Genomic DNA, 22929 nt, shown 5'->3' on the forward strand with positions numbered 1-22929 from the left:
CATGACGAACAGCGTGTACACCCCGGAAACCAAGAAGCTCCACCGCAGCCGGAGCGACAAGATGCTCACCGGTGTCTGCGGCGGGTGGGCCACCTACCTCGGTATCGATGCCAACGTCCTGCGGCTCGGGATGGTCGCCGCCGTGTTCCTGTCCGTCGGGTTCGCCATTCCCGTCTACATCGCCGCCGCCATTCTGACGCCCGAAGAGAGCTCCTGAACCAGGGCGGGCGCCGGCTCGCAGGGGGAGCCGGCGCCCGCCGGAGGCCGGGGGTGCACGAACCGAACGGCCCGGACGCCAGGGGAAGTCCGGGCCGTTCGGCGGCCGTCGTTGGGCCGAGCGGCCCAAAACCACACCGCGAATCCCGTTCGAGGGGTTAGGGTTCGCGCTCGTGGATCACGGAAACACCGCCGCCAAGGTCGTCGTCGGGATCTTGGCTGGGCTGTACCTGATCGCCGGGCTGGGGCTGACCGCGTTCGCCGCCTACGCCGTGCTGTCCTCCGGCGACACCGGCGGCGTGCGAGCGGGCAGGGTCGTGCTCTACACCGCCGCGGGGCTCGCGATCTGGGTCCTGCTCACCGGGATCGGCGCGATCGTCGTCGGGCTGGAAGCCGACGAAAAGAGCACCGCCTGGCTCGGGGGCCTCGGCGTGCTCGCGCTCGGCGTCGTGATCGCCGGCGCCTACGCCGTCTGGTTCTTCACCAAGCCGTAGACGTGGAAAAGCCCGGCCCGCCGAAGCGGACCGGGCTTTTCGCGTCAAGCGACCGGACTCAGAAGTCCATGCCACCCATGCCACCGGACGGGTCGGCGGGAGCGGCCGAAGCCTTCTCCGGCTTGTCCGCCACGACGGCCTCGGTGGTCAGGAACAGCGCCGCGATGGACGCGGCGTTCTGCAGCGCGGAGCGGGTGACCTTCGTCGGGTCCGGCACGCCGGCGGCGAGCAGGTCCTCGTAGACACCCGTGGCGGCGTTGAGGCCGTGACCCTGCGGCAGGCCCTTGACCTTCTCCACCACGACGCCGCCCTCGAGGCCGGCGTTGATCGCGATCTGCTTGAGCGGGGCCTCGACGGCCACCTTGACGATGTTGGCGCCAGTGGCCTCGTCGCCCTCGAGCTTCAGGCCCGCGAACGCGGCCTCGGCGGCCTGGATCAGGGCCACGCCACCACCGGCGACGATGCCCTCTTCCACGGCGGCCTTCGCGTTGCGCACCGCGTCCTCGATGCGGTGCTTGCGCTCCTTGAGCTCGACCTCGGTCGCGGCGCCGGCCTTGATGACGGCCACGCCGCCGGCCAGCTTCGCGAGCCGCTCCTGCAGCTTCTCGCGGTCGTAGTCCGAGTCCGAGTTCTCGATCTCGGCGCGGATCTGGTTGACGCGACCCTGGATCTGGTCGGCGTCGCCCGCACCCTCGACGATGGTCGTCTCGTCCTTGGTGATGACGGCCTTGCGGGCCTTGCCCAGCAGGGACAGGTCCGCGTTCTCCAGCTTGAGGCCGACGTCCTCGGAGATGACCTGGCCACCGGTCAGGATCGCGATGTCCTGCAGGATCGCCTTGCGGCGGTCACCGAAGCCCGGCGCCTTGACGGCAACGGACTTGAAGGTGCCGCGCATCTTGTTGACGATCAGGGTGGCCAGCGCCTCGCCCTCGACGTCCTCGGCGATGATCAGCAGCGGCTTGCCGGACTGGATGACCTTCTCCAGCAGCGGCAGCACGTCCTTGACGGTGGAGATCTTGGAGCCGAAGAGGAGGATGTACGGGTCCTCGAGCTCGGCTTCCTGACGCTCCGGGTCGGTCACGAAGTAACCGGAGATGTAGCCCTTGTCGAAGCGCATGCCCTCGGTGAGCTCGAGCTCGAGGCCGAAGGTGTTGCTCTCCTCGACGGTGACGACGCCTTCCTTGCCGACCTTGTCCAGCGCCTCGGCGATCAGCTCGCCGATGGTGCGGTCAGCGGCCGAGATCGAGGCGGTAGCAGCGATCTGCTCCTTGGTCTCGATCTGGACGGCCATCTTGTGCAGCTGCTCGGTGATGGCCTCGACGGCCGCCTCGATGCCGCGCTTCAGGCTGATCGGGTCGGCGCCGGCCGCGACGTTGCGCAGGCCTTCCTTGACCAGGGCCTGGGCGAGCACGGTGGCGGTGGTGGTGCCGTCACCCGCGACGTCGTCGGTCTTCTTGGCAACTTCCTTGACGAGCTCGGCCCCGATCTTCTCCCACGGGTCTTCGAGCTCGATCTCCTTGGCGATGGAGACACCGTCGTTGGTGATGGTCGGCGCGCCCCACTTCTTTTCGAGCACGACGTTCCGGCCCCGCGGGCCGAGGGTCACCTTGACGGCTTCGGCGAGGATGTTCAAGCCACGCTCGAGACCGCGGCGGGCGTCCTCGTCGAACGCGATCAGTTTGGCCATTGCGGTGTGGTCCTCCGGTATTGGGCGCCACCGCCACGCTGGTCTACAGCGGCGGCAGCAGGACTCTTTCCTCGGCCAGGCTCGGTGCCCGCGACGGACGACTGGACCCGGGTGGGGGTCAGCCTCACCGTCCCGACCTTTGGCACTCGACGGCGTCGAGTGCCAAGTTCGTGTTTAGCACTCTCGGGGTGAGAGTGCAAGAAGACCTGTTCAGCGCCGCACGATCTCGCGACCCAGGTCACCCAGCCGCGGGCTCAGTTGCCCGGCTTGATGGTGATCGACGTCGGGGGCGCGTTCAGCGACGACGAAGGCGCGTTGCTCTGCGAGCCGCCCGGGCCGACCGGGATCTCCGGGGCCGTTGTCTGGCCGCCGCCACCACCACTGCCGCTGTCACTGAAGAGGAAGATCCCGCCGACGACCAGGCCGGCCACGACGACCAGGCCGAGCACGATGAAGATCCACTTCTTGCCACCGCCGCTCTTCGACTGGTGGAACGCGCCCGCTCCGCCGGCGGGCATGGGCGGGCGCAGCCGCATCGGATCGCCGGGCGGGCCGTAGCCGGGCGGCGGGCCCTGCGGGGGCATGCCCTGCTGCTGCGGGTAGCCGTACCCCGGCGGCGGGCCCTGCGGCGGCATGCCGGGCGGCGGTCCCTGCTGCTGGGGGTAGCCGTAGCCGGGCGGCGGCCCAGGCGGGCCTTGCGGGCCCTGTGGTCCGGGCCCCTGGCCGTAGCCGGGCTGCTGCTGTCCTCCGTACGGGTGCACGGGGGCCCCCTCTCCCTGCGGTGCGCTGTTCTGGTGCGGCCCCTGTTGTACCTGACCAGGGCGCTGCGGCGCGGGGATTCCGCCCGAATGGGACCCCGGCGGGCCCGGCGGGGTGTCCGACGTCGCCAGCGGGCCGAGCGCGCGGCGCGCGGCCGCGACCATCTCGACGCAGCTGGGATAGCGGTCGGCCGGGTTCTTGGCCATGCCGCGCCGGATCACCTCGTCGATCGACGGCGGCAGCGCGACGACGCGGGAGATCGACGGCGGCTCGCCGTTGAGGTGCCCCTTGATCACCGTCGGCACGTCGCCCTTGAACGGCGGGCTGCCGGTGAGGCAGGCGAAGAGGACGCACGTCAGCGCGTACTGGTCGGTGCGCCCGTCCAGCGGCTCCCCGCGCAGGTGCTCGGGGGCCGCGTACGTGGGCGAGCCGAGGAAGTCGCCACCGCGCGTCCGGTGCCCGGTCGCGCCGCGCCGGGTCAGCCCGAAGTCGGCGACGTACACGTGCTCGCGCGAGGTCTCCTTCTTCGTCACGAGCACGTTCGCCGGCTTGACGTCGAGGTGGACCAGACCACGGGCGTGCAGGGTGTCGAGGGCGTCCGCGACCTGGTCGAGCATCGTCAGCGCGCGCGCCGGTGCGATCGGGCCACCGGAGATCAGGCCGGCGAGATCGCCGCCGTCGACCATGCGCATGGCGATGTAGAGCATGCCGTCGAGCTCGCCGAAGTCGTACAGCGGCACGACATTGGCGTGGTCGATCGCGGACGTGTTGCGCGCCTCGTCGACGAACCGTTCGCGGAACTCGGCATCGGCCCCGAGGTGGTCACCGATGATCTTCAAAGCCACCTTGCGGCCGAGCCGCACATCCGTGGCCTTGTAGGTCACACTCATGCCGCCCTTGCCGAGCACCCCGTCAATGCGGTAGTTGCCCAGCCGGCGACCGGTGAGGTCCCCCGACACATCGCCTGTCACGCCCGCAGCCTAACGCCCCTGGTTCGGCGCCTGCCGGGGGTTCACCGATCAGTTGACAGGCCGGCTGCGTTGCCCGGGGGTGCCACCCCCGGACCCGTCCCGGAGCGGCTATGAAACCTTCCGCACATCGGCTGCCTGGCTACGACCGTCGCGACCGGACTGCACTTCGAACTCGACGCGGTCTCCTTCGTCCAGAGTGCGGAATCCTTCGGACTGGATGGCCGAATAGTGGACGAACACGTCCGGCCCCTCCGTGGATTCGATGAACCCGTAGCCCTTTTCCGAGTTGAACCATTTGACGGTGCCGACAGCCACGGCGCCCTCCCTCAGCACAAAGGATCCGCTGGCCCGAGCGGATGCCAGCGGCGGAAGTGTCAATCACGCTACCGGAATTATTCCCCTCGGCAATGGGCAATTCGTCCGAAGATCACGGACCCGAAAGGCGTCGGTTCCGCGCGTGCACGAGCACCGTCCCGGGACCCGCGAAGTCGACGGCGAGCCCTTCGCCGGTGCGCAGCGACTGCGGCCCGCCCGGATCCAGCGCCCGCAACCGGCACTGGATGGTGTCGGGGTAGGCCAGCAGGTAGTCCGGCCGGACCGTGACCAGCTCGCCCTTGCCGAGCTCGAACGCGTCCACCGGGCCCGGCGCGGCCAGCACCAGCGGCCCGGTCCCGCTGTAGTGCTCGAGGAACCCCGAATCGGCGCCGAAGAGCTGCTGCAGCGGCGCCCAGCCGGTGTCGTGCCGGACCGACGAGGGCCGCACCAGCACCGCGTCGCGGTGCACCGACCAGCCCGTGCCGCCGCCCAGGTCGAGCGGGTAGACGTCGCCGGGGCGCAACGGCGCGAAGTCGATCCAGCCGCCGTCGGACGGCGCGGTGTAGACCACCGTCGTGCTCTTGCCCGCACGGACGCCACCGCGGCCCGCCGGCGCCTCGGTGACCCCGAACCGGCTGGCGAGCAAGGTTTCCGGCGCGGCCCGCACGGCCTCGCCCGGGTCCAGCAGGACGCGGGCGACGCCGAAGCCGGGCGTGTGCCGGGTCTGGACGCGCATCAGCGCGACGGGACGTGGGAGACGATCCAGCCGATCAGCGCGGACGGGTTGCGCGTCTGCGTCATGATCTGGCCGGGGCCGACGAAGTCGAAGACCAGGCCTTCGCCGCTCTTCATCGACTGGATCATGCCCTGCGCGACCTTCCGGATCTGGTACTGCACGGTGTCGGCGTAGGCGACGACGTGCCCGGTGTCGACGGTCACCATCTCGCCCTGCTGCAGCGTGATGGTCTCGACCGCGCCGTAGCAGCTGACGAGCAGCTGGCCCTGACCGGTGGCGTGCGTCAGGAAGCCGCCCTCGCCGCCCATCAGGTTCTTCATCCCGCCCCACTTGGTCTCGGTCTGGACGCCGTGCGACGACGCGAGCCAGCAGCCGCGGGTGACGGCCCAGCCGGTGCGGCCGTCGAGGGTGAGCACCTGGATGTCGCCGGGCAGGTTGGCGGCGACGTCGACCCAGCCGCCGTTCGGCGGTGCGGTGAAGGTGGAGATGAAGAAGGACTCGCCGGAGAGGAACGCGCGGCCGAGGCCCTTCATGATCCCGCCCTGCGCCTGCGACTGCACCTGCACGCCGTAGCTGGTGGCCATCATCGCGCCGGACTCGACCTGGCACGGCTCGCCGGGCGCCAGCATCAGCCGGGCGACGGCGAACGAAGGCTGTTGACGGATTCCGACCTGCATGCGTACTCCCCATCGGCGTGCTCTCGAACGACGCAGAGTCTTGCATGCCCTCCACCGGGGTGGAGGATGGTCCGGTGATCTCCGTCGACGACTACCGCGACCGCGTCGCCACGCTCCTCGGCACCGCCCCCGCGACCACCCTGCCCCTCGCCGCCGCGGCCGGCCTCGTCCTGGCCGAAGACGTGCGCGCCGGCGTCTCCCTGCCGCCCTTCGACAACTCCGCGATGGACGGCTACGCGGTCCGCGCGGCCGATGTGCCGGCCGCCCCGGCGACGCTGCCGGTCGCCGACGACATCCCCGCGGGCCGGGTCGACGTCCGGGCCCTCGAGCCGGGCACGACGCACCGGATCATGACCGGCGCGCCGCTGCCCCCGGGCGCGGACGCCGTCGTGATGGTCGAGGACACCGACGGCGGCACGGAAACCGTGACGTTCTCGGCGCCCGCCCGCGAAGGCGCGCACATCCGGCACATCGGCGAGGACGTGGTCGCCGGCGACATCGCCCTGCACGCGGGCACGGTGCTCGGCCACTCCCAGCTGGGGCTCGCGGCCGCGGTCGGGCTCGCCGAGGTGCGGGTGCACCGGCCGCTGCGGGTGCTGGTGGCCTCGACCGGCACCGAGCTGATCGACGCGCCCGCCCCGCTGCGCCACGGCCAGATCTACGAGTCCAACAGCGTGATGCTCGCCGCGGCGATCCGCGGCCTCGGCTGCGAGGTCGACGTCGTCCGCAGCGTCGTCGACGACGTCGAGGAGTTCCGGAAGGTCATCGAGCCGAAGCTGGCCGGCGCCGACCTGCTGGTCACCTCCGGCGGGGTCAGCGCGGGCGCGTACGAAGTGGTGAAGGACGCACTGACCGGCCAGGGCGTCGAGTTCGCGAAGATCGCGATGCAGCCGGGCGGCCCGCAGGGCAGCGGGCGCTGGCACGGCGTGCCCGTGGTGGCGCTGCCCGGCAACCCGGTCAGCGTGCTGGTGTCGTTCGAGGCGTTCCTGCGCCCGGCGATCCTGGCGGCGCTGGGCCACACCGACGTCTCGCGCCGCCGCGTGCGGGCCCGGCTGACCGAGGCGATGAGCTCGCCCGCCGGGCGCCGCCAGTACCGCCGGGGCGTGTTCACGCCGTCCGACCGCGAGGTCACCGGGATCGTCGGGCCGCGTGGCGGGCCGGGCTCGCACCTGCTGGCCGCGTTCACCCAGGCCAACTGCCTGATCGTGCTGCCGGAGGACGTCACGTCGGTTGAGGAAGGGCAAGAGGTGGACGTCCTGCTTCTCTGACCGGGAAGTCCCGCAGCTTCGCCAGCGGGACGAGCATCGCCAGCGCGGCCACCAGCACCCCGGCCAGCACCCAGAGCGTCTGGCGGACCCCGATCACCTCGCCGAGGACACCGCTGAGCACCCCGGCCAGCGGGATCGTGCCGTAGTTGACGATCGCCGTGCTCGAATTGATCCGGCTGAACAGCTCCGGCGGGCAGTACTGCTGCCGGAACGTCGTGGTCAGCACGTTCGAAGCAACGACGCCCGCGCAGACCCCGAACACCGCGAGCACGAACAGCACGAGCCCCCAGCCGGGTCCGCTGAGCGGCCCGAGCAGCAGCATCGGGGCCGCGAAGACCTCGCACAGCAGGAACGCGCGAGCGGTGCCGAAGCGCGCGCCGAGCCGCCCGGCCAGCGCCGCGCCGAGCACCCCGCCGACGGCGGCCAGCGCCAGGACCAGGCCCACCAGGCCGGGCGCGGCGCCGAGCGTGCGGGACAGGAAGACGATCTGGATGGCGCTGTACCCGGCGAGGGCGATGTTCGAGACGGCGCCGAACGTCATCAGCGTCCGGAGGTAGCGGTCGGCCAGCACGAACCGCAGCCCTTCGGCGATCTGGCTGCGCAACGGCGTGCGCGGGGGCGTGACGACGGTCTCGCGCACCCGGATCGCCCGCACGCACAGCACGGAGACGCCGAAGCTGACCGCGTCCGCGAGGACCCCGCTGACCGGGCCGAACGCCTGCGCGAGCAGCCCGGCCAGGCCCGGCCCCGCGACCTGCGTCGCGGACTCGCTGCCGTGCAGCTTCGCGTTGCCTTCGAGCAGTTCGTGCTCGCCGACCAGCGCCGGGAGGTACGCGCGGTAGGCAAGGGTGAAGAACACCTTCGCGATCCCGCCGAGCAGGGCGGCGGCCAGCAGGTACGGCATGGTGAGCGCCCCGAAGGCGGCCACGACCGGGACACTGGCGAACACCGCCATCGACACCGTGTTGCACGCGAGCATCACCGGGCGCTTCGCCAGCCGGTCGACCCACGCGCCGGCAGGCAGGCCGATCAGCAGCCAGGGTAGCCAGGCGGCCGCGTTCAGCAGCGCGACCTGAAAGGTGCTCGCCTGCAGGGTGAGCACCGCGACCAGCGGCAACGCCGTGGTCGCGACCATGCTGCCGAGCATGCTGGTGGTCTCGCCGGCCCAGAGCAGCCGGAAGTCCCTGTTCCCCCAGAGCCCGTTCACGGCCGGCCCAGCGACGCTCGCGCGGCGAAGAAGACCGGACGGCGCTCGACGCCGTCACCGGGTTCGGTGCGGTTCTCGAACTCGCTGATCAGGAGGAAGATCCGCTCGTTGAGCTCGTCGAGCTCCTCCTTGGACAGCCGGACCCACGTGTCGATGCTGAACGGTGCGCCGCGCCACTCCTCGGGGTAGCTCTCCCGGTTGGCGATCCACTCGCGGGCGACGGCCGTCTGGTGGTCGAGCACGAGCACCTCGGCGGCTTCGGCGACCGGGTCGCCGGGGAAGTCGGCCGCGGCCCACCGCAAGGTCCTCGCACTGCGCTTCCACCAGCGTTCCCGCTGGTCACGGGCCAGTTCCGGGGCCTCCTCGACCAGCTTGGCGGCGGCCAGGACCTTCATGTGGTGGCTGACGTTGCCGACCGCCTGCCCGGTCTTCGCGGCGAGCATCGACGCCGTCGCCGGGCCGTCCAGGTGGAGCAGTTCCAGTAGCCGGCGCCGCAGCTGGTGGGACATGGCGGCCAGCACCTTCGAATCCCGGATCTCCCGGACGTCTTCGCTCATGACGCACAAGAGTAGTTGCACAAGAGCTCTTGTGCAATGACTCTTGTGCATTGGCTGACGTAAGCTCCGGCCATGGGTTTCGTCGCATGGGTGATCTTCGGCGCGATCGTCGGCTGGGCCGCGAACCTGGTCGTCGGCGGGCGGGAACGGCGCCGGCAGGGTTGCCTGGTCAGCGTGCTCGTCGGGGTCGTCGGCGCGGCACTGGGCGGGCTGGCCCACCGGCTCGCGACGGGCCAGGCGAAGACGTTCGACTTCGACTTCCCCAGCTTCGGCGTGGCCATCCTCGGCGCGGTCGTGCTGCTGGCGATCCTGCGGGTCGCGAGCGGCCTGGCCCGGCGCCCGAGTGACCGTTGGTAACTTTTGCTCCGGCGAACGGTGATCAACGGGCGTTCGGACGCTAAACTGCCTCCTCACGCGCATCTCCCGGTGGCCGGGTGCGTGCGCCGTCGGGGGGCGGATGCACCCGGCCCCGGTCCTTCGCCTTCCGCGCGACCATCGCCTCGATGACGACGTCGACCGCGTGCCCGGGGTCGACGAGCGGCGGCACGGGCACCTCGTCGATCTCCCGACGCCACGCGCCCAAGAGCTCGCGAAGCCGGGCTTCGGCGGGATCGCGACGGTCGCTCATCGGCCCTCACAGGTCAGGCGGGGCAGCACCCCGAACGGCAGTAACTACTGAGAGTCATCGGCGAAATCGACCTTGCGTTACGACGTGACGATCATTCCCACCCGCCGCGGTGACCCCCGCCCGGAGGAGTCCGGCAGGGGCGCGCGGACACGCTCACCTGGGGCAGCGGTAGCGTGGGGGCGCCCGTACGCGGCCGCCGGACCCCGGCGCCCATCCGTTCTTCCGACACGAAACCAGGGGACCCGACCATGAGCGGCACCCGGCCGGAGCCCGCCGGCAACCCAGTCGCGCACGCCCTCCAGCTCGCTCGCGAGACGCTGCCGCCGATGCACCCCGCGGGTCGCCCGTTCGTGGCGGGCGGCATCGCCGCGACACTGCTCGCCCGCCGGTTCTCCAAGCGCCTCGGGCTCGTCGGGGCGCTGGCGACCGTGGCGACGGCCGCGTTCTTCCGTGAGCCGAAGCGGGTCCCGCCGCCGCGTGACGGCGTCGCGCTCGCCTCGGCCGACGGCATCGTGTCGCTGATCGAGGAAGCCGTCCCGCCCGCCGAGCTCGGCCTGCCCGCCGAGCCGCGGATGCGCGTCTCGGTGTTCCTCTCGGTGTTCGACGTGCACGTCCAGCGCGTGCCGGCGAACGGCGTGATCGAGCGGGTCGCCTACCGGCCGGGCAAGTTCCTGTCCGCGGACCTGGACAAGGCGAGCGACGACAACGAGCGCAACTCCGTGCTCATGCGCACCGAAGACGGCCACGAGCTCGTCGTCGTGCAGATCGCCGGCCTGGTTGCGCGCCGCATCCTCTGCGAGATCCGCGAGGGCGACAAGGTCGGCGCCGCTTCGACGTACGGCATCATCCGGTTCGGCTCGCGGGTCGACCTCTACCTTCCGCCGGGTTCGACCGTGCTGGTCAGCAAGGGCCAGCGCACGGTCGGCGGCGAGACGGTGATCGCCGAGCTCCCTGCCGCGCCTGCGAAAGGCTGACCGATGGTCCGCGTGACCACCCCGGGCGTCCGGCTGCTGCCGAACGCCATCACCGTGCTGGCGCTGTGCGCGGGCCTGTCGGCCGTGCAGTTCGCGCTGACGAAGAACTACGCGATGGCGATCGCCTCGATCGGCATCGCGGCGGTGCTCGACAGCCTGGACGGCCGGATCGCCCGCCTCCTCGACGCGACGTCGAAGATGGGCGCGGAGCTGGACTCGCTGTCCGACGGCATCTCGTTCGGCGTCGCGCCGGCGCTGGTGATCTACGTGTGGCAGACGGGCGCGGACCGGATCGGCTGGGTGGCGTCGCTGATCTTCGCCGTCTGCATGATCCTGCGCCTGGCCCGGTTCAACACGCTGCTCGACGACACCGAGCAGCCGCCGTACGCGAGCGAGTTCTTCGTCGGCGTCCCGGCACCCGCGGGTGGCTTGCTGGGCATGCTGCCGCTGGTGGCGTACCTGCAGTGGGGCGAGGGGTGGTGGTCGTCGCAGTACGTCGTGTGGGCGTGGACGGTCGCCATCGCGGCCCTGCTGATCAGCCGCATCCCGACGCTGTCGCTGAAGACGGTCAAGGCGCCGCCGAAGGCGATCGCCCCGCTGCTGCTGGGCGTCGCCCTCCTGGCGGCGGCGATCATCCAGTTCCCGCTGGTCGCCCTGCTCGCGGCGATGGTGCTGTACCTGGCGCACATCCCGTACTCGATCTACCGGCACCGCTGGCTGGCGGCGCACCCGGAGGCCTGGATGGTCCCGCCGCGCGAGCGCCGCGCGATCCGCCGGGCCCGCTCCCCGCGCCGCCTGGGCCTGCGCCCGCCGCTGCGCCGCCGGGTCGCCGGCGCGGCCATGCGCGCGGTCCGCCTCCCCCGCACCGGCGAGACGGTCCGCACCCCCCGCGTCACCTCGGAAAACGGCAACGGCCAGCGCCGCCGCTCCTGGCGCCAGATCGGCCTCCGCCGCAAGTAGCGTGTCGACCCCCCAATCACGCGAGATCGCTCCCCAATCACGCGAGTTACGTCTCCAATCACGCGAGATCCGGCCCGGACCACACGAACCGACCCTCCAGGTACGCGAACCGACCGCCTGGGCACGCAGGTTCGCCGGTCCGGTACGGCGATCACTCGTGATCCGAGGGACATCACCCGTGATTGAGGGGTCGACTCGCGTGATTGAGGGGTCGACACGCGTGCCTGGAAGGTCGGCTTGCGTGCCTGGGGGTCGACTCGCGTGCCTGGGGGGTCGGCTTGCGTGCCTGGAGGGTCGGTTGGCTTGTGCTCCGAGCCTCCTCCGGGACGGCCGGATCGCTAGGGTGAACGGCGTGAGCCACCCGCAGATCACGCTGACCGTCCGGCACACGCCGTCCGCGCTGGACACGCGCCGCGGCGTCGTCCGGCTGCATCCCGAAGTCCTCGACGCGCTGGGCCTGCGGGCCTGGGACGCCGTCCACCTCACCGGGGCGCGGGTCAGCGCCGCGCTCGCCGCGCCCGCCGACGAGACCGGGTTGCCCGGGGTGGTGCTCACCGACGACGTCACCATGTCGAACCTGGGCGTCACCGAGGGCTCGGAGGTCGTCGTCGCGCCGGCCGACGTCTCGGCCGCCAAGACCGTGACCGTCGCCGGGTCGCGGCTGGCCAGCGTCTCGCTGAGCCCGCACATGCTGCGGCTCGCCCTGATCGGCAAGGTGCTCACCGTCGGGGACGCCGTCTCGCTGCTGCCGCAGGACCTCGCGCCGCAGCCGGGGTCGGACCCGGCCGGCCTGCGCGGCCAGCTGTCGCGGGCGATCGGCGCGACCTGGACGAACGAGCTGCTCACCGTCACCGCCACCGAGCCGTCCGGCACCGTGGCGGTCGGACCGTCCACAGTGGTCACCTGGCGCGACGGCGCCCGGCCGGGCACCGCCGAACCGGCCGCGCCCCGGACGGCGACCGCGCTGGTGCGCACTTCCGCCGTGACCGCGGCCGAGGAGTGGATCGACGCCGAGGTCGTCGAAGACGAGGTCACGGTCGAAGAGGCCGCCGTCCCGCTGGCCGACCTGATCGGCACCGAAGCCGCCGCGCGCAAGCTCGCGGAATGGTTCGACCTCGCCTTCCACCGGCCCGAGCTGCTGGCCCGGCTGGGCGCGCCCGCCCACCTGGGCGTCCTGCTGTCCGGCCCCGAAGGCGTCGGCAAGGCGACGCTCGTGCGGTCGGTGGCCCACGACGCCGACATCAAGATCATCCCGCTGGCCGCGCCGAACCTCGCGGTGCTGGACCCGAACGTCGCCGTCGCGCGCCTGCGGGAGGCCATCCGGAGCGCCGAGGGCCCCTCGGTCCTCCTGCTCACCGACGTCGACGCGCTGCTGCCCGCGACGACGCCGCCGCCGGTGGCCACGGTCGTGCTGGAGGAGCTGCGGACGGCGTTGCGGCGCGAGCGCTTCGCCGTCGTGGCGACGACGGCCCGTGCCGAATCGGCCGACCCGCGGCTGCGTGCCGCCGACCTGCTTGACCGTGAGCTCGGCCTGGCCCTCCCGGACGCGAAAACCCGCCGTGAGCTGCTGAACGTCCTGCTCCGCGACGTCCCGCTCGACACGGGTATCGACTGCGGCGTCCTCGCCGAACGGACGCCGGGCTTCGTCGCCGCCGACCTGATCGCGCTGCGCCGGGACGCCGCGCTGCGGGCGGCGCTGCGCCAGCGTGACACCGACGAGCCGCGCATCTCGCAGCAGGACCTGCTGGACGCGCTCGCCACCGTCCGGCCGGTCTCGATGTCCACTTCGGACAACCTGGCCACCGGCGGGCTGACGCTCGACGACGTCGGCAACATGATCGACGTCAAGCAGTCCCTCACCGAGGCGGTGCTCTGGCCGCTGCGGTACCCGGACTCGTTTGCCCGGCTCGGCGTCGAACCGCCGCGCGGGGTGCTGCTGTACGGGCCGCCCGGTGGTGGCAAGACGTTCCTCGTGCGGGCGCTGGCCGGCACCGGTGCGCTGAACGTCTTCGCGGTCAAGGGCGCCGAGCTGATGGACAAGTGGGTCGGCGAGTCCGAGCGCGCGGTGCGCGAGCTGTTCCGCCGGGCCGCGGAAGCCGCGCCCGCGCTGATCTTCCTGGACGAGATCGACGCGCTGGCCCCGCGCCGCGGCCAGTCGTCCGACTCGGGGGTCGCCGACCGGGTGGTCGCCGCCCTGCTCACCGAGCTCGACGGCGTCGAGCCGATGCGCGAGGTCGTCGTCCTGGGCGCGACGAACCGGCCGGAGCTGGTCGACCCCGCGCTGCTGCGGCCCGGACGGCTCGAGCGCCGCGTCTACGTGCCGCCGCCGGACGCCGAGGCCCGCACGGCGATCCTCGCGGCCAGCTCGAAGAACACCCCGCTGGCCGACGACGTCGACCTCGCCGCGGTCGCGTCCACTCTGGACGGTTACTCGGCGGCCGACTGCGCGGCGCTGATCCGCGAAGCGGCGTTGACGGCGATGCGCGAGTCGCTGGAGGCCCGCGAAGTCACGGCCGCGCACCTGGAGAGGGCGCGGAAGGCGGTCCGGCCGAGCCTCGACCCGGCCCAGCTGGCCACCCTCGAGGCGTACGCGAAGAACCAGGCCGGCGAATGAAAACGGCCGTCACCTGCGGGTGACGGCCGTTTTTCCGGAAGACTCAGCTGCCCTTCTGGCCCGCCTGGTACTCCTTCGTCACGATGACGATCACCCCGGGGCTCGCGCTCTGGATGCCTTCGAAGCGCGGCTCGGCCTTGATGCCGAACTCCTGCGCGAGCTGCTTGGCCGCGGCTTCCTCGTCGGTACCCGGACGGTAGAACGCCGTCGTCGTCGGGATGATGCCCTGTGAGTAGTTGCTGACCTCGTTGACGTTCCAGCCGCCGGCGCGGAAGTCCTCCGCCGCGCGGTCCGCCAGGCCCTTGACCGTCGAGTTGTTGAACACCCGGACGGTCACCCACTTGCTGGACGCCTGCTGGTCGCCACCCGGCCGGCCGGGCCCACCGGGGGCGGACGACGTCGGCTGCCCGGCCGTCGGCGAACCCGGCGACGGCGGGACGGGCGACGAAGGGCTCGCCGAGGTCGACGGCGGCGCCGGAGAAGAAGAGGTCGACGGCGGCGCCGACGTCCCGCCGGACGTGCCCGGCTGCGTCGACGTCCCGCTCGGCCCGGCTTCGTTGGACCCGTCGCCTCCGCCCAGCGCGGTGATCCCGCCGATGACGGCGGCGATGATGGCCACGCCGATCAACGCGACACCCGCGGCCTTCATCGGCCGGGACATTCCGGAAAACACACTCATTTCAGCTCGATCCCCAGTCGCCGGGCGCCTCGCTTGCGCTGGCGGGCGGCGCGGGTCTTGCGCAGCCGCTTCACCAGCATCGGGTCGGCTTCGATCGCCTCCGGCTTCTCCAGCAGCTTGTTGAGCAGCTGGTAGTAGCGCGTTGCGGACAAATCGAAGCGTTCGCGGATGGCGTTCTCCTTCGCCCCGGCGTGTCGCCACCACTGGCGCTCGAAGGCGAGGATCTCGACCTCGCGTTCGGTCAGGCCGGGCACGGGCTTCGGCGGCGACGGCTGCGGCTCAGCCATCGACTCCGCGGCGTCCATCCGGGTCCCTCTCAATCGGGCGTCATGGCGAATCAGACCTAGCTCTTCCGCGGGCGCCATTCAACCACGGAAGTCACCACCGACGTGGGCATCGACGTCGGCGCGTCACGGTCTGATGCAGGTGTACCAGAGGGGTCCGACTAAACTGGCTCGCCGTGACCATCCACCCCATCGTTATCGCCGGCGAGCCCGTGCTGCACCAGCCGACTCGGGAGATCACCGAGTTCGACGAGAAGCTGCGCACGCTCGTGGACGACATGTTCGAGACGATGTACGCCGCCGAGGGCGTCGGCCTCGCGGCCAACCAGATCGGCCTCGATCTGCGGGTGTTCGTCTACGACTGCCCGGACGACGAGGGCGTCCGGCACAAGGGCGTCGTGGTCAACCCGAAGCTCGAGACGTCGGAGATCCCGGAGACCATGCCGGACCCGGACGACGACTGGGAGGGCTGCCTCTCGGCGCCCGGCGAGTCGTACCCGACGGGCCGGGCCAAGTGGGCGAAGGTGACCGGCTCCGACCTCGACGGCAACCCGATCGAGGTCGAGGGCACCGGCTACTTCGCGCGGTGCCTGCAGCACGAGACCGACCACCTGGACGGGTACATCTACCTCGACCGCCTGGTCGGGCGGCACGCGCGCGCGGCGAAGAAGATGCTGAAGCACAACAAGTGGGGCGTACCGGGCAACTCGTGGCTCCCGCCGCGGACCCCCGAGGACGACGGCGCCGTCATCTGACTCACCCGCCCCCAGCGCCCCAATGTGGCCTTGGTTGCGTTGAACGCACCCAAGGTGGCCTTCGGTGCGTTCAACGCACCGAAGGCCACATTGGGGCGCTGGAGACTCAGCAGCCGAGGAAGTGGCAGCGGACCACCCGCGGCATCTCCAGCACCGAGCCCGCCTTGACGTCCCAGGCGAGCCGGACGTACTGGGCGTGGGTCCAGGCCAGCGGGGTCGCCGACGTCGTGGGCGTGCCGGCCGGGAAGCCGGTCTGCCCGGACGGCGGGTTCTCGTCCCACACCTGCTCCGGCATGGTCTCCGCCGAGCTGCTCACCCGGCCGAGGTCACGCAGCCGCCGCGCGGCCGACGAACGGTCGCCGAGGGCCAGTTCGTACTCGCCGCGTTCGCCGGCGAGCAGCGGCCACAGCCGGCCGAACGTCGTGCGGCTCTCGGCCGGGAACGTGTAGTCCCACGGCGAGCCGTCGGCCTGTTCGCCGTAGCCGTCCTTCGTGTACCGGTGCCAGAACTGCCCGGTCGGCGTGGTGAAGGCGATGTCGGAGTCCGTCACGCGCACGCTGTTGCGGATCACCGGGTCGTCGGCGCGGTAGATGCCGAGCCGGACGAGGTCGAGGAAGCCCGCGTCGGTGACCGCGCGCTGGTCCATCGTGACGCTCGAGTTGCCGAGGTTGTACGTCGTCCCGGCGTTGGCGTCGGCGTCCTTGGTCAGCCGGATGAAGTACGGGTCCTTCGACAGCGGCCCGTTCGTGGTGATCGTCTGCTTCGGCAGGTCGGCCTTCATCTTGTCGGCCGCGGCGAGGTACCGGGCCGCGTCGGCCGACGCGCCGTTGTGCGAAGCGATGTCGGCGGCGCAGACCAGCCCGGCGATCACCGAGGCGATGGTCGACGGTGACCAGCCGTCCTGCTCCTCCCAGCGCTCCTGCTGGGTGTACGGCGACGGCTGCCCGTTCGGCCCCCGGTACCCGAGGATGAAGTCGGCGGCCTTGCGGACGCCGGGCCACAGGTCGTTGCGGCCGAGCTGCTGGGCCAGCACGATCGGGAACGCGGTCTCGTCGAGCTGGATCGACGTCCAGTACGGCACGCCGTCGACCCGGCTGTTCTGCGGCATGTGCCCGTCGGCCTGCTGCTGCGTGCCGAACATGTACGTCGCGGCGCGGTTGGCGGCGGCGGTGTCGCCGCCGGCGATGAGGCCGGTCGCGATCTGGTAGAGGTCACGCGGCCAGACGAGGTGGTAGGTGCCGGACGGCGACCACTCCGGGTCGTTGTTGCCGAACCGCCACGGCATGCTCGGCGACGCGATGAAGGCGCCGGGGTGGTGCTTGTCCTCGCTGGCGGCGAGGGTGAGCATCGACGCCTTGTAGAGGTCGCGCTCGGCGCCGGTCTTCAGCGACGACGGCGGCTTGCTGATCCCGCGCAGGTACTGCTGCCAGCCGCGGTCGTAGGCGCGCGTGATGTCGCGGACACCGCGTCGCTGCGACGCTTGCGCGCTCTTCAGCGCGTCGGCGGCCTTCGCGCCCATGCCGAGGGCCAGGGTGACGTGCCGGTTCCGGACGCCGTCGGCGTTCGTCTGGCCGGTCAGCACGACGTTGCCCTTGGCCGCGGTGTCGTAGGGGTTCAGCTTGAAGGTCTTGGCGAGCTGCGTGTTCCCGTCGGACGCGCCCGCGTAGCCGACGCTGGTCTTCGTGAACGCGGGCTTCGCGGTGAGCGCGGCGGCGTTCGCGGCGTCCTGCGCGGTGACGGCGTCGCCCTGACGCGCGGCCGAGTCGTCCGAGCCGTCGTTGGTGAGATCCGGGTCGGCGACCGCGTAGAGCTGGTAGGGCCGCCCGGTGAGCGACTGGAAGTCGACGTCCACCAGCACGGTCGTGGCGGCGGGGTCGGTGACGTAGGTCTTGCGGAGGCGCCAGCGGTGCTGGTCGTCGGTGATGGTCTGCTCGTAGCTCAGACTGTCGTCGTCGGTCCGCCGCACCTGCTGCGACTTCGCCGCGTAGTCGGTGACGGCGAAGCTGCGGCCGTCCGTGACGACGAAGTTCAGCGAACGGACACTGGGTGTCGACAGGTCCGGGTAGTAGACCTCGGACATCTGCCCACCCTGGAGGGTGAACCAGACGTTGCTCGACCGGTCGTGGGCGGTGCCGAAGCCGGTCTTGTTCGCGGGTAGCCAGCTGGGATGGGCCCCGGGCGCACCGGGAGCCTGCCCCTGCGCCGCCGCGGTCGCCGGGATCAACCCGGTGACCAGCAGCCCGGCGAGGGCGCCGAACATGAGTTTGCGCATATCAACCCCACAGAAAAGTCGCTTCTGCACCGTTACAGAAGCGCCTGGCAGTCTGCCGCCGATTTCCACCGGCCGCATGCCCCAATCCGGTGAACCACCCACCGTCACTGGTCCCGGTGAACACTAGCCGGATCACCGGCAGGCCCGCGCGGGTCGAGGCGCGACGCCTTCGCCGGCATCGAGACCGGGATCGCCTTCCGGGGCCTCGCCGCTTCGCCGATCACCGTGCTGCGCAACGGTGCCGTGGCCGACGTCCACGTCACACCCGCCGAACTGGTCGGGTGAGGTGACCTGACTTGAGTATCGCGCTGCGGCGTGGCATGGTCGGGGACACAACACCAACGCGGGAGCTCGCGCCATGGCGGGCTGAGAGGGCGACTTGCACCGAGCAGGCGTCGCCGACCGCATGAACCTGACCGGGTAATGCCGGCGTAGGGAGTGAAAGTCGTTGACGACGCTTGAGAACAATGCTGCCGTGAAGGTGACCACCGGACCGATCACCGGTTCGCACAAGGCCTACCACCAGACCGAATCGGGGCTCCGCGTCCCGGTCCGGCGGATCGATTTGTCCAACGGTGAGCACTTCGACGTTTACGACACTTCGGGCCCGTACACGGATCCTGAAGCCGAAATCGACGTCCACAGTGGACTTCACCGGCTGCGGGCGGGCTGGGCCGACGGGCGGGAGCACAACACCCAGCTCGGCTGGGCCAAACAGGGCGTCATCACGCGGGAAATGGAGTACGTCGCGGCCCGTGAGCGCGTCGAACCCGAGTTCGTGCGCGACGAGGTCGCCCGCGGCCGCGCGGTGATCCCGGCCAACCGCAAGCACCCCGAGACCGAGCCGATGATCATCGGCAAGAACTTCCTCGTGAAGATCAACGCCAACATGGGCAACTCGGCCGTCTGGTCGTCGGTCGAGGAAGAGGTCGACAAGATGGTGTGGGCCACCCGCTGGGGTGCCGACACGATCATGGACCTCTCCACCGGCAAGCGGATCCACGAGACACGGGAGTGGATCGTCCGGAATTCGCCGGTGCCGGTCGGCACCGTGCCGATCTACCAGGCACTGGAAAAGGTCGACGGCGAACCGGAAAAGCTGTCGTGGGAGGTCTACCGCGACACGATCATCGAGCAGTGCGAGCAGGGCGTCGACTACGTCACCGTGCACGCCGGCGTGCTGCTGCGCTACATCCCGCTGACCGCGCGGCGCGTCACCGGGATCGTCAGCCGCGGCGGCTCGATCATGGCCGCGTGGTGCCTGGCGCACCACAAGGAATCGTTCCTGTACACGCACTTCGAGGAACTCTGCGAGATCCTCCGGCAGTACGACGTCACGTTCTCCCTCGGCGACGGCCTGCGCCCCGGCTCGATCGCCGACGCCAACGACCGCGCCCAGTTCGCCGAGCTGGAAACCCTCGGCGAGCTGACGCACATCGCGCGCTCGCACGACGTCCAGGTGATGATCGAAGGTCCCGGCCACGTGCCGATGCACAAGATCAAGGAGAACGTGGAGCTCGAGGAAAGGCTCTGCGGCGAGGCGCCATTCTACACGCTCGGTCCACTGGCGACGGACATCGCGCCGGCGTACGACCACATCACGTCGGCCATCGGCGCGGCCCAGATCGGCTGGTACGGCACGGCGATGCTGTGTTACGTCACGCCGAAGGAGCACCTCGGCCTGCCGAACCGCGACGACGTGAAGACCGGCGTCATCACGTACAAGATCGCCGCGCACGCCGCGGACCTGGCCAAGGGGCACAAGTACGCGCAGGAGTGGGACGACGAGCTGTCGAAGGCGCGGTTCGAGTTCCGCTGGAACGACCAGTTCAACCTGTCGCTCGACCCGGACACCGCGCGCTCGTTCCACGACGAAACCCTGCCCGCCGAGCCGGCCAAGACCGCGCACTTCTGCTCGATGTGCGGCCCGAAGTTCTGCTCGATGCGGATCACGCAGGACGTCCGCAAGTACGCCGAGGAGCACGGTCTGTCCACTGTGGAGGCCATCGAGGCCGGCATGGCGGAGAAGTCGGCCGAGTTCTCCGGCTCCGGCAACAAGGTTTACCTGCCCGTGGTGGGGCAATGACCCCACGGACCGCCCTCACCATCGCCGGCTCGGACTCCGGCGGTGGTGCGGGCATCCAGGCCGACCTGCGCACGTTCTTCGCCAACGGGGTGCACGGGCTCGTCGCGCTGACGGCGGTCACCGTGCAGAATTCGCTGGGCGTGCAGGGTTTCACCGAGATCCCGGCCGACGTGGTCACCGCGCAGATCAAGGCGGTGGCGTCGGACATGGGCGTCGACGCGGCGAAGACGGGCATGCTGGCTTCCGCCGAGATCATCCGTTCGGTGGCGAAGACCCTGGACGAAATCGGGGAATTCCCGTTCGTGGTCGACCCCGTGGCGGCCTCGATGACGGGGCACGCGCTGCTGCGCGAGGACGCCCTGGAGGCGATCCGCACGGAGCTGTTCCCGCGCGCGACGCTGATCACGCCGAACCTGGACGAAGTCCGGTTGCTGACCGGCATTTCGGTCGTCGGCTCCGCTTCGCAGCGCGCTGCCGCCGAGGCCCTGCTGGAGTTCGGCTCGCGGTGGGTCCTGGTCAAGGGCGGCCACCTGCAGGGCACGACCGAATGCGTCGACCTGCTGTCGGACGGCCGGGAGTACATCGAGCTGACCGGCCCCCGGTACGAGACGGAGAACACCCACGGCGGCGGCGACACCTTGGCGTCGGCGATCACGGCGTCGCTCGCGAAGGGCGCTTCGGTGCCGGACGCCGTCGCCGCGGGGAAGAAGTTCATCGAGCGCTGCGTGGCCGAGGCCTACCCGCTGGGTGCGGGCGTGGGCCCGGTCTCGCCGTTCTGGGTGCTGGCTCAGCCGCGCGCCAGCACCTGAGGCAGCACCGTCGTGAGCCCGGTCCAGTCCGCCGTGACCACCGACGCGTGCTGCCTCGCCAGGTCGGCGACGCGCTGGTTGGCCTGGTCGACCGTCGGGTTGTGGCCGTCGATGGCCGGGGCGACGTTGTGCGCGTCGGTCATCACGACGTAGTAGTGGTTGGCGTCGTACCACCACGGCCCGGTCTGGGTCACCCACGCGTTCGCGTCGCCGTCGAACACGACGAACCACGGCTTGAGGTCTGCGGTGTACTTGTCCCGCGGGTCGCCGCCGGCCGCGCCGTGCACGGTCGGGAAGATGTTCGCGTCGCCGAGCTTGCCCGCCTTCTTCAGGCCGACGAGGTAACGCGCGTACTCGACGTCGGTCTTCAGCGTGTCGGTCGGGTTCCCCTCCTCGACCGTGCCCGGGATGATCTCGGTGATCACCCGGCCCCGCAGCGCGTCCACGGACGGCCAGTTGTCCGCCTTGGCCGCGTCGTCCAGCGTCGCGTAGCCGCCGAGCAGCTCGGCCGGGCGGAAGGCGACGCTGCCGAGGTGCGCCCGCAACGTGGCGTCCAGCTCGTCCGGGCCCATGCCGGTGTTGTCCGAGAAGCCCGTCTTCATCTCGAGCTTGAGCGTGATCGGCGAGTGCCCGGGGTGGGCCGCCAGCCAGATCCGGATGTCGTCGAGGCAGTGCTCCAGGTTCTTGTTCTTCCCGCCGGAGTACAGCTGCGACGCCGAAGTCGCCGCGACGCAGTTGTTGTTGTTCCCGAACGGGTTCGAGTGGCTGACCTTCCACTCGCGGGTGAAGAAGTCCGGCCAGACGTCGAGCTCGATCAGCGACGTGCCGGCGTCGAGCGCGCGGGCCAGGTAGTCGTAGGCCGCCGGGTCGTAGGTGTTGTGCACGCCGACGGTGGTGACGTGGGAAACCTTGGGACTGTCCGCACTGGCGACGGTCGCCCCGGAGAGCGTGAGAGCGGCCGTGAGGAGTACCACCGAGAAGAGCTTCATCCAGGCTCCTTCGCCCGTGAACTGGTGAGTAGCCCACACAATGTGCCACCGTGGTGGACTGTTGATGAAGGAAAAGCGGCCGATTGGCCTAGACCAGAAGTCGGGTAGCCCCATGACGACGAGCCCCCCTTCGGCGTTGACCATCGCCGGGTCGGACTCCGGCGGTGCCGCCGGCCTCCAAGCCGACCTGCGCACGTTCCTGACCTGCGGCGTGCACGGCCTGGTCGCGGTCACCGCCGTCACCGTCCAGAACACCCTGGGCGTGCACGACCGCGCCGACCTGCCGCCGCACATCGTGGCCGGGCAGATCGAGGCCGTGGCGGCGGACATGGGCGTCGGCGCGGCCAAGACCGGCATGCTGGCGTCGGCCGAGATCATCCACGCCGTCGCCGCCGCGTGCGACCGCGCGGAGATCGGGCGCGACGAGAAGATTCCCTTCGTGGTCGACCCGGTGGCGGCGTCGATGCACGGCCACCCGCTGTTCGACGAAGCCGGGCTCGTGGCGCTGCGCGACGAACTCCTCCCACGCGCGACCGTGCTGACCCCGAACCTCGACGAGGTCCGGCTGCTGACCGGGATGACCGTGACCGACCGCGAGGGCATGCACACCGCGGCGGTGGTGCTGCACCGGATGGGCCCGCGGTACGTCCTGGTCAAGAGCGGCCACCTGCAGGCCGACCCGGAGTGCGTGGACCTGCTGTTCGACGGCTCGACGTTCGTGGAGCTGCCGGGCGAGCGGTACCCGACCCCGCACACGCACGGCGCGGGCGACACGATGGCGTCGGCGCTGACGGCGGGCTTGGCCAAGGGGATGCCGGTGGTCGAGGCCGCCCGCTACGGCAAGTGGTTCGTGTCGCACGCGGTCGAGCACGCGTACCCGATGGGCGCCAAGGTGGGCCCGGTCTCGGCCTTCTGGCGGCTGGCTCCCGAAGAGCGCTGAGCGACCACCCGGTTACGATCCCTGCGGTTACTGATCACTGACCGAAGCGGGG

General features: G+C 70.9%; 23 protein-coding genes and 1 riboswitch. Of the genes, 11 read left to right on the forward strand and 12 right to left on the reverse strand.

Annotated elements, in window-relative coordinates; genetic code table 11:
* The first annotated feature begins 1 nt into the window (after position 1).
* On the forward strand, positions 2 to 217 hold the full coding sequence (locus tag ACLJQE_RS01020; protein WP_410637010.1) for a PspC domain-containing protein: 216 nt from the start codon (positions 2 to 4) through the stop codon (positions 215 to 217).
* A gap of 172 nt (positions 218 to 389) precedes the next feature.
* Positions 390 to 710, forward strand: a complete 321-nt coding sequence (locus ACLJQE_RS01025; RefSeq protein ID WP_410637011.1) for a hypothetical protein — start codon at positions 390 to 392, stop codon at positions 708 to 710.
* A gap of 58 nt (positions 711 to 768) precedes the next feature.
* Here the strand turns inward: ACLJQE_RS01025 and groL are convergent, their stop codons facing one another.
* The 5 genes from groL to ACLJQE_RS01050 form a co-directional block, all read right to left on the reverse strand.
* Complete coding sequence (groL, locus tag ACLJQE_RS01030; protein ID WP_020641728.1) at positions 769 to 2397, reverse strand: chaperonin GroEL; 1629 nt, start codon at positions 2395 to 2397, stop codon at positions 769 to 771.
* Between the two features lie 254 nt (positions 2398 to 2651).
* The gene (locus tag ACLJQE_RS01035; protein WP_410637012.1) at positions 2652 to 4127 is read right to left on the reverse strand and encodes a serine/threonine-protein kinase; all 1476 of its coding nucleotides are present in this window, start codon (positions 4125 to 4127) and stop codon (positions 2652 to 2654) included.
* Between the two features lie 108 nt (positions 4128 to 4235).
* A complete protein-coding gene (locus ACLJQE_RS01040) occupies positions 4236 to 4442 on the reverse strand; it encodes a cold-shock protein (RefSeq protein WP_003085446.1) in 207 nt (68 codons plus the stop codon).
* 112 nt (positions 4443 to 4554) lie between these two features.
* Positions 4555 to 5178, reverse strand: a complete 624-nt coding sequence (locus ACLJQE_RS01045) for an AIM24 family protein (protein ID WP_410637013.1) — start codon at positions 5176 to 5178, stop codon at positions 4555 to 4557.
* On the reverse strand, positions 5178 to 5855 hold the full coding sequence (locus ACLJQE_RS01050) for a TIGR00266 family protein (protein WP_410637014.1): 678 nt from the start codon (positions 5853 to 5855) through the stop codon (positions 5178 to 5180). The genes ACLJQE_RS01045 and ACLJQE_RS01050 overlap by 1 nt, the downstream gene beginning before the upstream one ends.
* Before the next feature lie 74 nt (positions 5856 to 5929).
* Between ACLJQE_RS01050 and glp the strand changes: the two genes are divergently transcribed.
* On the forward strand, positions 5930 to 7123 hold the full coding sequence (glp, locus tag ACLJQE_RS01055; protein ID WP_410637015.1) for a gephyrin-like molybdotransferase Glp: 1194 nt from the start codon (positions 5930 to 5932) through the stop codon (positions 7121 to 7123).
* Here the strand turns inward: glp and ACLJQE_RS01060 are convergent.
* Positions 7077 to 8330, reverse strand: coding sequence for an MFS transporter (locus tag ACLJQE_RS01060; protein ID WP_410637016.1), 1254 nt, complete (start codon positions 8328 to 8330; stop codon positions 7077 to 7079). The genes glp and ACLJQE_RS01060 overlap by 47 nt on opposite strands.
* The gene (locus tag ACLJQE_RS01065) at positions 8327 to 8887 is read right to left on the reverse strand and encodes a helix-turn-helix domain-containing protein (protein ID WP_410637017.1); all 561 of its coding nucleotides are present in this window, start codon (positions 8885 to 8887) and stop codon (positions 8327 to 8329) included. Before ACLJQE_RS01065 ends, ACLJQE_RS01060 begins: the two co-directional genes overlap by 4 nt.
* 72 nt (positions 8888 to 8959) lie before the next feature.
* On the opposite strand from ACLJQE_RS01065, the gene ACLJQE_RS01070 reads away from it, so the two are divergent.
* Positions 8960 to 9244 carry a GlsB/YeaQ/YmgE family stress response membrane protein gene (locus tag ACLJQE_RS01070; RefSeq protein WP_410637018.1) on the forward strand — a complete coding sequence of 95 codons (285 nt, stop codon included), beginning with the start codon at positions 8960 to 8962 and terminating at the stop codon, positions 9242 to 9244.
* 40 nt (positions 9245 to 9284) lie between these two features.
* Here ACLJQE_RS01070 and ACLJQE_RS01075 read toward each other — a convergent pair whose 3' ends face one another.
* Complete coding sequence (locus ACLJQE_RS01075; protein WP_410637019.1) at positions 9285 to 9515, reverse strand: hypothetical protein; 231 nt, start codon at positions 9513 to 9515, stop codon at positions 9285 to 9287.
* Between the two features lie 248 nt (positions 9516 to 9763).
* Here ACLJQE_RS01075 and ACLJQE_RS01080 point away from each other — a divergent pair, with 248 nt between their 5' ends.
* The 3 genes from ACLJQE_RS01080 (at position 9764) to ACLJQE_RS01090 (ending at position 14063) form a co-directional block, all read left to right on the forward strand.
* A complete protein-coding gene (locus tag ACLJQE_RS01080) occupies positions 9764 to 10489 on the forward strand; it encodes a phosphatidylserine decarboxylase (protein WP_410637020.1) in 726 nt (241 codons plus the stop codon).
* A 3-nt stretch (positions 10490 to 10492) separates the two neighbouring features.
* The gene (gene pssA, locus ACLJQE_RS01085) at positions 10493 to 11449 is read left to right on the forward strand and encodes a CDP-diacylglycerol--serine O-phosphatidyltransferase (RefSeq protein WP_410637021.1); all 957 of its coding nucleotides are present in this window, start codon (positions 10493 to 10495) and stop codon (positions 11447 to 11449) included.
* Between the two features lie 352 nt (positions 11450 to 11801).
* Positions 11802 to 14063, forward strand: coding sequence for an AAA family ATPase (locus ACLJQE_RS01090; RefSeq protein WP_410637022.1), 2262 nt, complete (start codon positions 11802 to 11804; stop codon positions 14061 to 14063).
* A 43-nt stretch (positions 14064 to 14106) separates the two neighbouring features.
* On the opposite strand, the gene ACLJQE_RS01095 is transcribed toward ACLJQE_RS01090, so the two are convergent.
* Both ACLJQE_RS01095 and ACLJQE_RS01100 read right to left on the reverse strand, forming a co-directional pair.
* Positions 14107 to 14742, reverse strand: coding sequence for a LytR C-terminal domain-containing protein (locus ACLJQE_RS01095; protein ID WP_410637023.1), 636 nt, complete (start codon positions 14740 to 14742; stop codon positions 14107 to 14109).
* Positions 14739 to 15047, reverse strand: a complete 309-nt coding sequence (locus ACLJQE_RS01100) for a DUF3263 domain-containing protein (protein WP_003101701.1) — start codon at positions 15045 to 15047, stop codon at positions 14739 to 14741. Before ACLJQE_RS01100 ends, ACLJQE_RS01095 begins: the two co-directional genes overlap by 4 nt.
* 155 nt (positions 15048 to 15202) lie before the next feature.
* Here ACLJQE_RS01100 and ACLJQE_RS01105 point away from each other — a divergent pair, with 155 nt between their 5' ends.
* Entirely contained in the window at positions 15203 to 15781 is a 579-nt protein-coding gene (locus ACLJQE_RS01105) for a peptide deformylase (protein WP_410637024.1), read from the forward strand.
* A gap of 106 nt (positions 15782 to 15887) precedes the next feature.
* Here ACLJQE_RS01105 and ACLJQE_RS01110 read toward each other — a convergent pair whose 3' ends face one another.
* Positions 15888 to 18053 carry a glycoside hydrolase family 15 protein gene (locus tag ACLJQE_RS01110; protein WP_410637025.1) on the reverse strand — a complete coding sequence of 722 codons (2166 nt, stop codon included), beginning with the start codon at positions 18051 to 18053 and terminating at the stop codon, positions 15888 to 15890.
* A gap of 333 nt (positions 18054 to 18386) precedes the next feature.
* Positions 18387 to 18508, forward strand: a riboswitch (TPP riboswitch).
* Between ACLJQE_RS01110 and thiC the strand changes: the two genes are divergently transcribed.
* Positions 18502 to 20139 carry a phosphomethylpyrimidine synthase ThiC gene (thiC, locus tag ACLJQE_RS01115; protein WP_410637026.1) on the forward strand — a complete coding sequence of 546 codons (1638 nt, stop codon included), beginning with the start codon at positions 18502 to 18504 and terminating at the stop codon, positions 20137 to 20139. Its footprint overlaps the riboswitch before it by 7 nt.
* On the forward strand, positions 20136 to 20948 hold the full coding sequence (thiD, locus tag ACLJQE_RS01120; protein ID WP_410637027.1) for a bifunctional hydroxymethylpyrimidine kinase/phosphomethylpyrimidine kinase: 813 nt from the start codon (positions 20136 to 20138) through the stop codon (positions 20946 to 20948). Before thiC ends, thiD (ACLJQE_RS01120) begins: the two co-directional genes overlap by 4 nt.
* Here the strand turns inward: thiD (ACLJQE_RS01120) and ACLJQE_RS01125 are convergent.
* Positions 20927 to 21937, reverse strand: a complete 1011-nt coding sequence (locus ACLJQE_RS01125; protein WP_410637028.1) for a phosphatidylinositol-specific phospholipase C domain-containing protein — start codon at positions 21935 to 21937, stop codon at positions 20927 to 20929. The genes thiD (ACLJQE_RS01120) and ACLJQE_RS01125 overlap by 22 nt on opposite strands.
* A 112-nt stretch (positions 21938 to 22049) precedes the next feature.
* Here ACLJQE_RS01125 and thiD (ACLJQE_RS01130) point away from each other — a divergent pair, with 112 nt between their 5' ends.
* Positions 22050 to 22877: a bifunctional hydroxymethylpyrimidine kinase/phosphomethylpyrimidine kinase gene (gene thiD / locus ACLJQE_RS01130; protein WP_410637029.1), complete on the forward strand. Its 828-nt coding sequence runs from the start codon at positions 22050 to 22052 to the stop codon at positions 22875 to 22877.
* Positions 22878 to 22929: the final 52 nt, after the last annotated feature.

Source organism: Amycolatopsis sp. lyj-346 (genome assembly GCF_046548975.1).
Lineage (GTDB): Bacteria > Actinomycetota > Actinomycetes > Mycobacteriales > Pseudonocardiaceae > Amycolatopsis.

Bases quoted from the DNA above. Each gene is read 5' to 3' on its own strand.
- ACLJQE_RS01020 (WP_410637010.1), top strand. From the start codon at position 2: ATGACGAACAGCGTGTACACCCCGGAAACCAAGAAGCTCCACCGCAGC.
- groL (WP_020641728.1), bottom strand. From the start codon at position 2,397: ATGGCCAAACTGATCGCGTTCGACGAGGACGCCCGCCGCGGTCTCGAG.
- ACLJQE_RS01045 (WP_410637013.1), bottom strand. From the start codon at position 5,178: ATGCGCGTCCAGACCCGGCACACGCCCGGCTTCGGCGTCGCCCGCGTC.
- ACLJQE_RS01050 (WP_410637014.1), bottom strand. From the start codon at position 5,855: ATGCAGGTCGGAATCCGTCAACAGCCTTCGTTCGCCGTCGCCCGGCTG.
- ACLJQE_RS01065 (WP_410637017.1), bottom strand. From the start codon at position 8,887: ATGAGCGAAGACGTCCGGGAGATCCGGGATTCGAAGGTGCTGGCCGCC.
- ACLJQE_RS01070 (WP_410637018.1), top strand. From the start codon at position 8,960: ATGGGTTTCGTCGCATGGGTGATCTTCGGCGCGATCGTCGGCTGGGCC.
- ACLJQE_RS01075 (WP_410637019.1), bottom strand. From the start codon at position 9,515: ATGAGCGACCGTCGCGATCCCGCCGAAGCCCGGCTTCGCGAGCTCTTG.
- ACLJQE_RS01080 (WP_410637020.1), top strand. From the start codon at position 9,764: ATGAGCGGCACCCGGCCGGAGCCCGCCGGCAACCCAGTCGCGCACGCC.
- pssA (WP_410637021.1), top strand. From the start codon at position 10,493: ATGGTCCGCGTGACCACCCCGGGCGTCCGGCTGCTGCCGAACGCCATC.
- ACLJQE_RS01095 (WP_410637023.1), bottom strand. From the start codon at position 14,742: ATGAGTGTGTTTTCCGGAATGTCCCGGCCGATGAAGGCCGCGGGTGTC.
- ACLJQE_RS01100 (WP_003101701.1), bottom strand. From the start codon at position 15,047: ATGGACGCCGCGGAGTCGATGGCTGAGCCGCAGCCGTCGCCGCCGAAG.
- ACLJQE_RS01110 (WP_410637025.1), bottom strand. From the start codon at position 18,053: ATGCGCAAACTCATGTTCGGCGCCCTCGCCGGGCTGCTGGTCACCGGG.
- thiD (WP_410637027.1), top strand. From the start codon at position 20,136: ATGACCCCACGGACCGCCCTCACCATCGCCGGCTCGGACTCCGGCGGT.
- ACLJQE_RS01125 (WP_410637028.1), bottom strand. From the start codon at position 21,937: ATGAAGCTCTTCTCGGTGGTACTCCTCACGGCCGCTCTCACGCTCTCC.
- thiD (WP_410637029.1), top strand. From the start codon at position 22,050: ATGACGACGAGCCCCCCTTCGGCGTTGACCATCGCCGGGTCGGACTCC.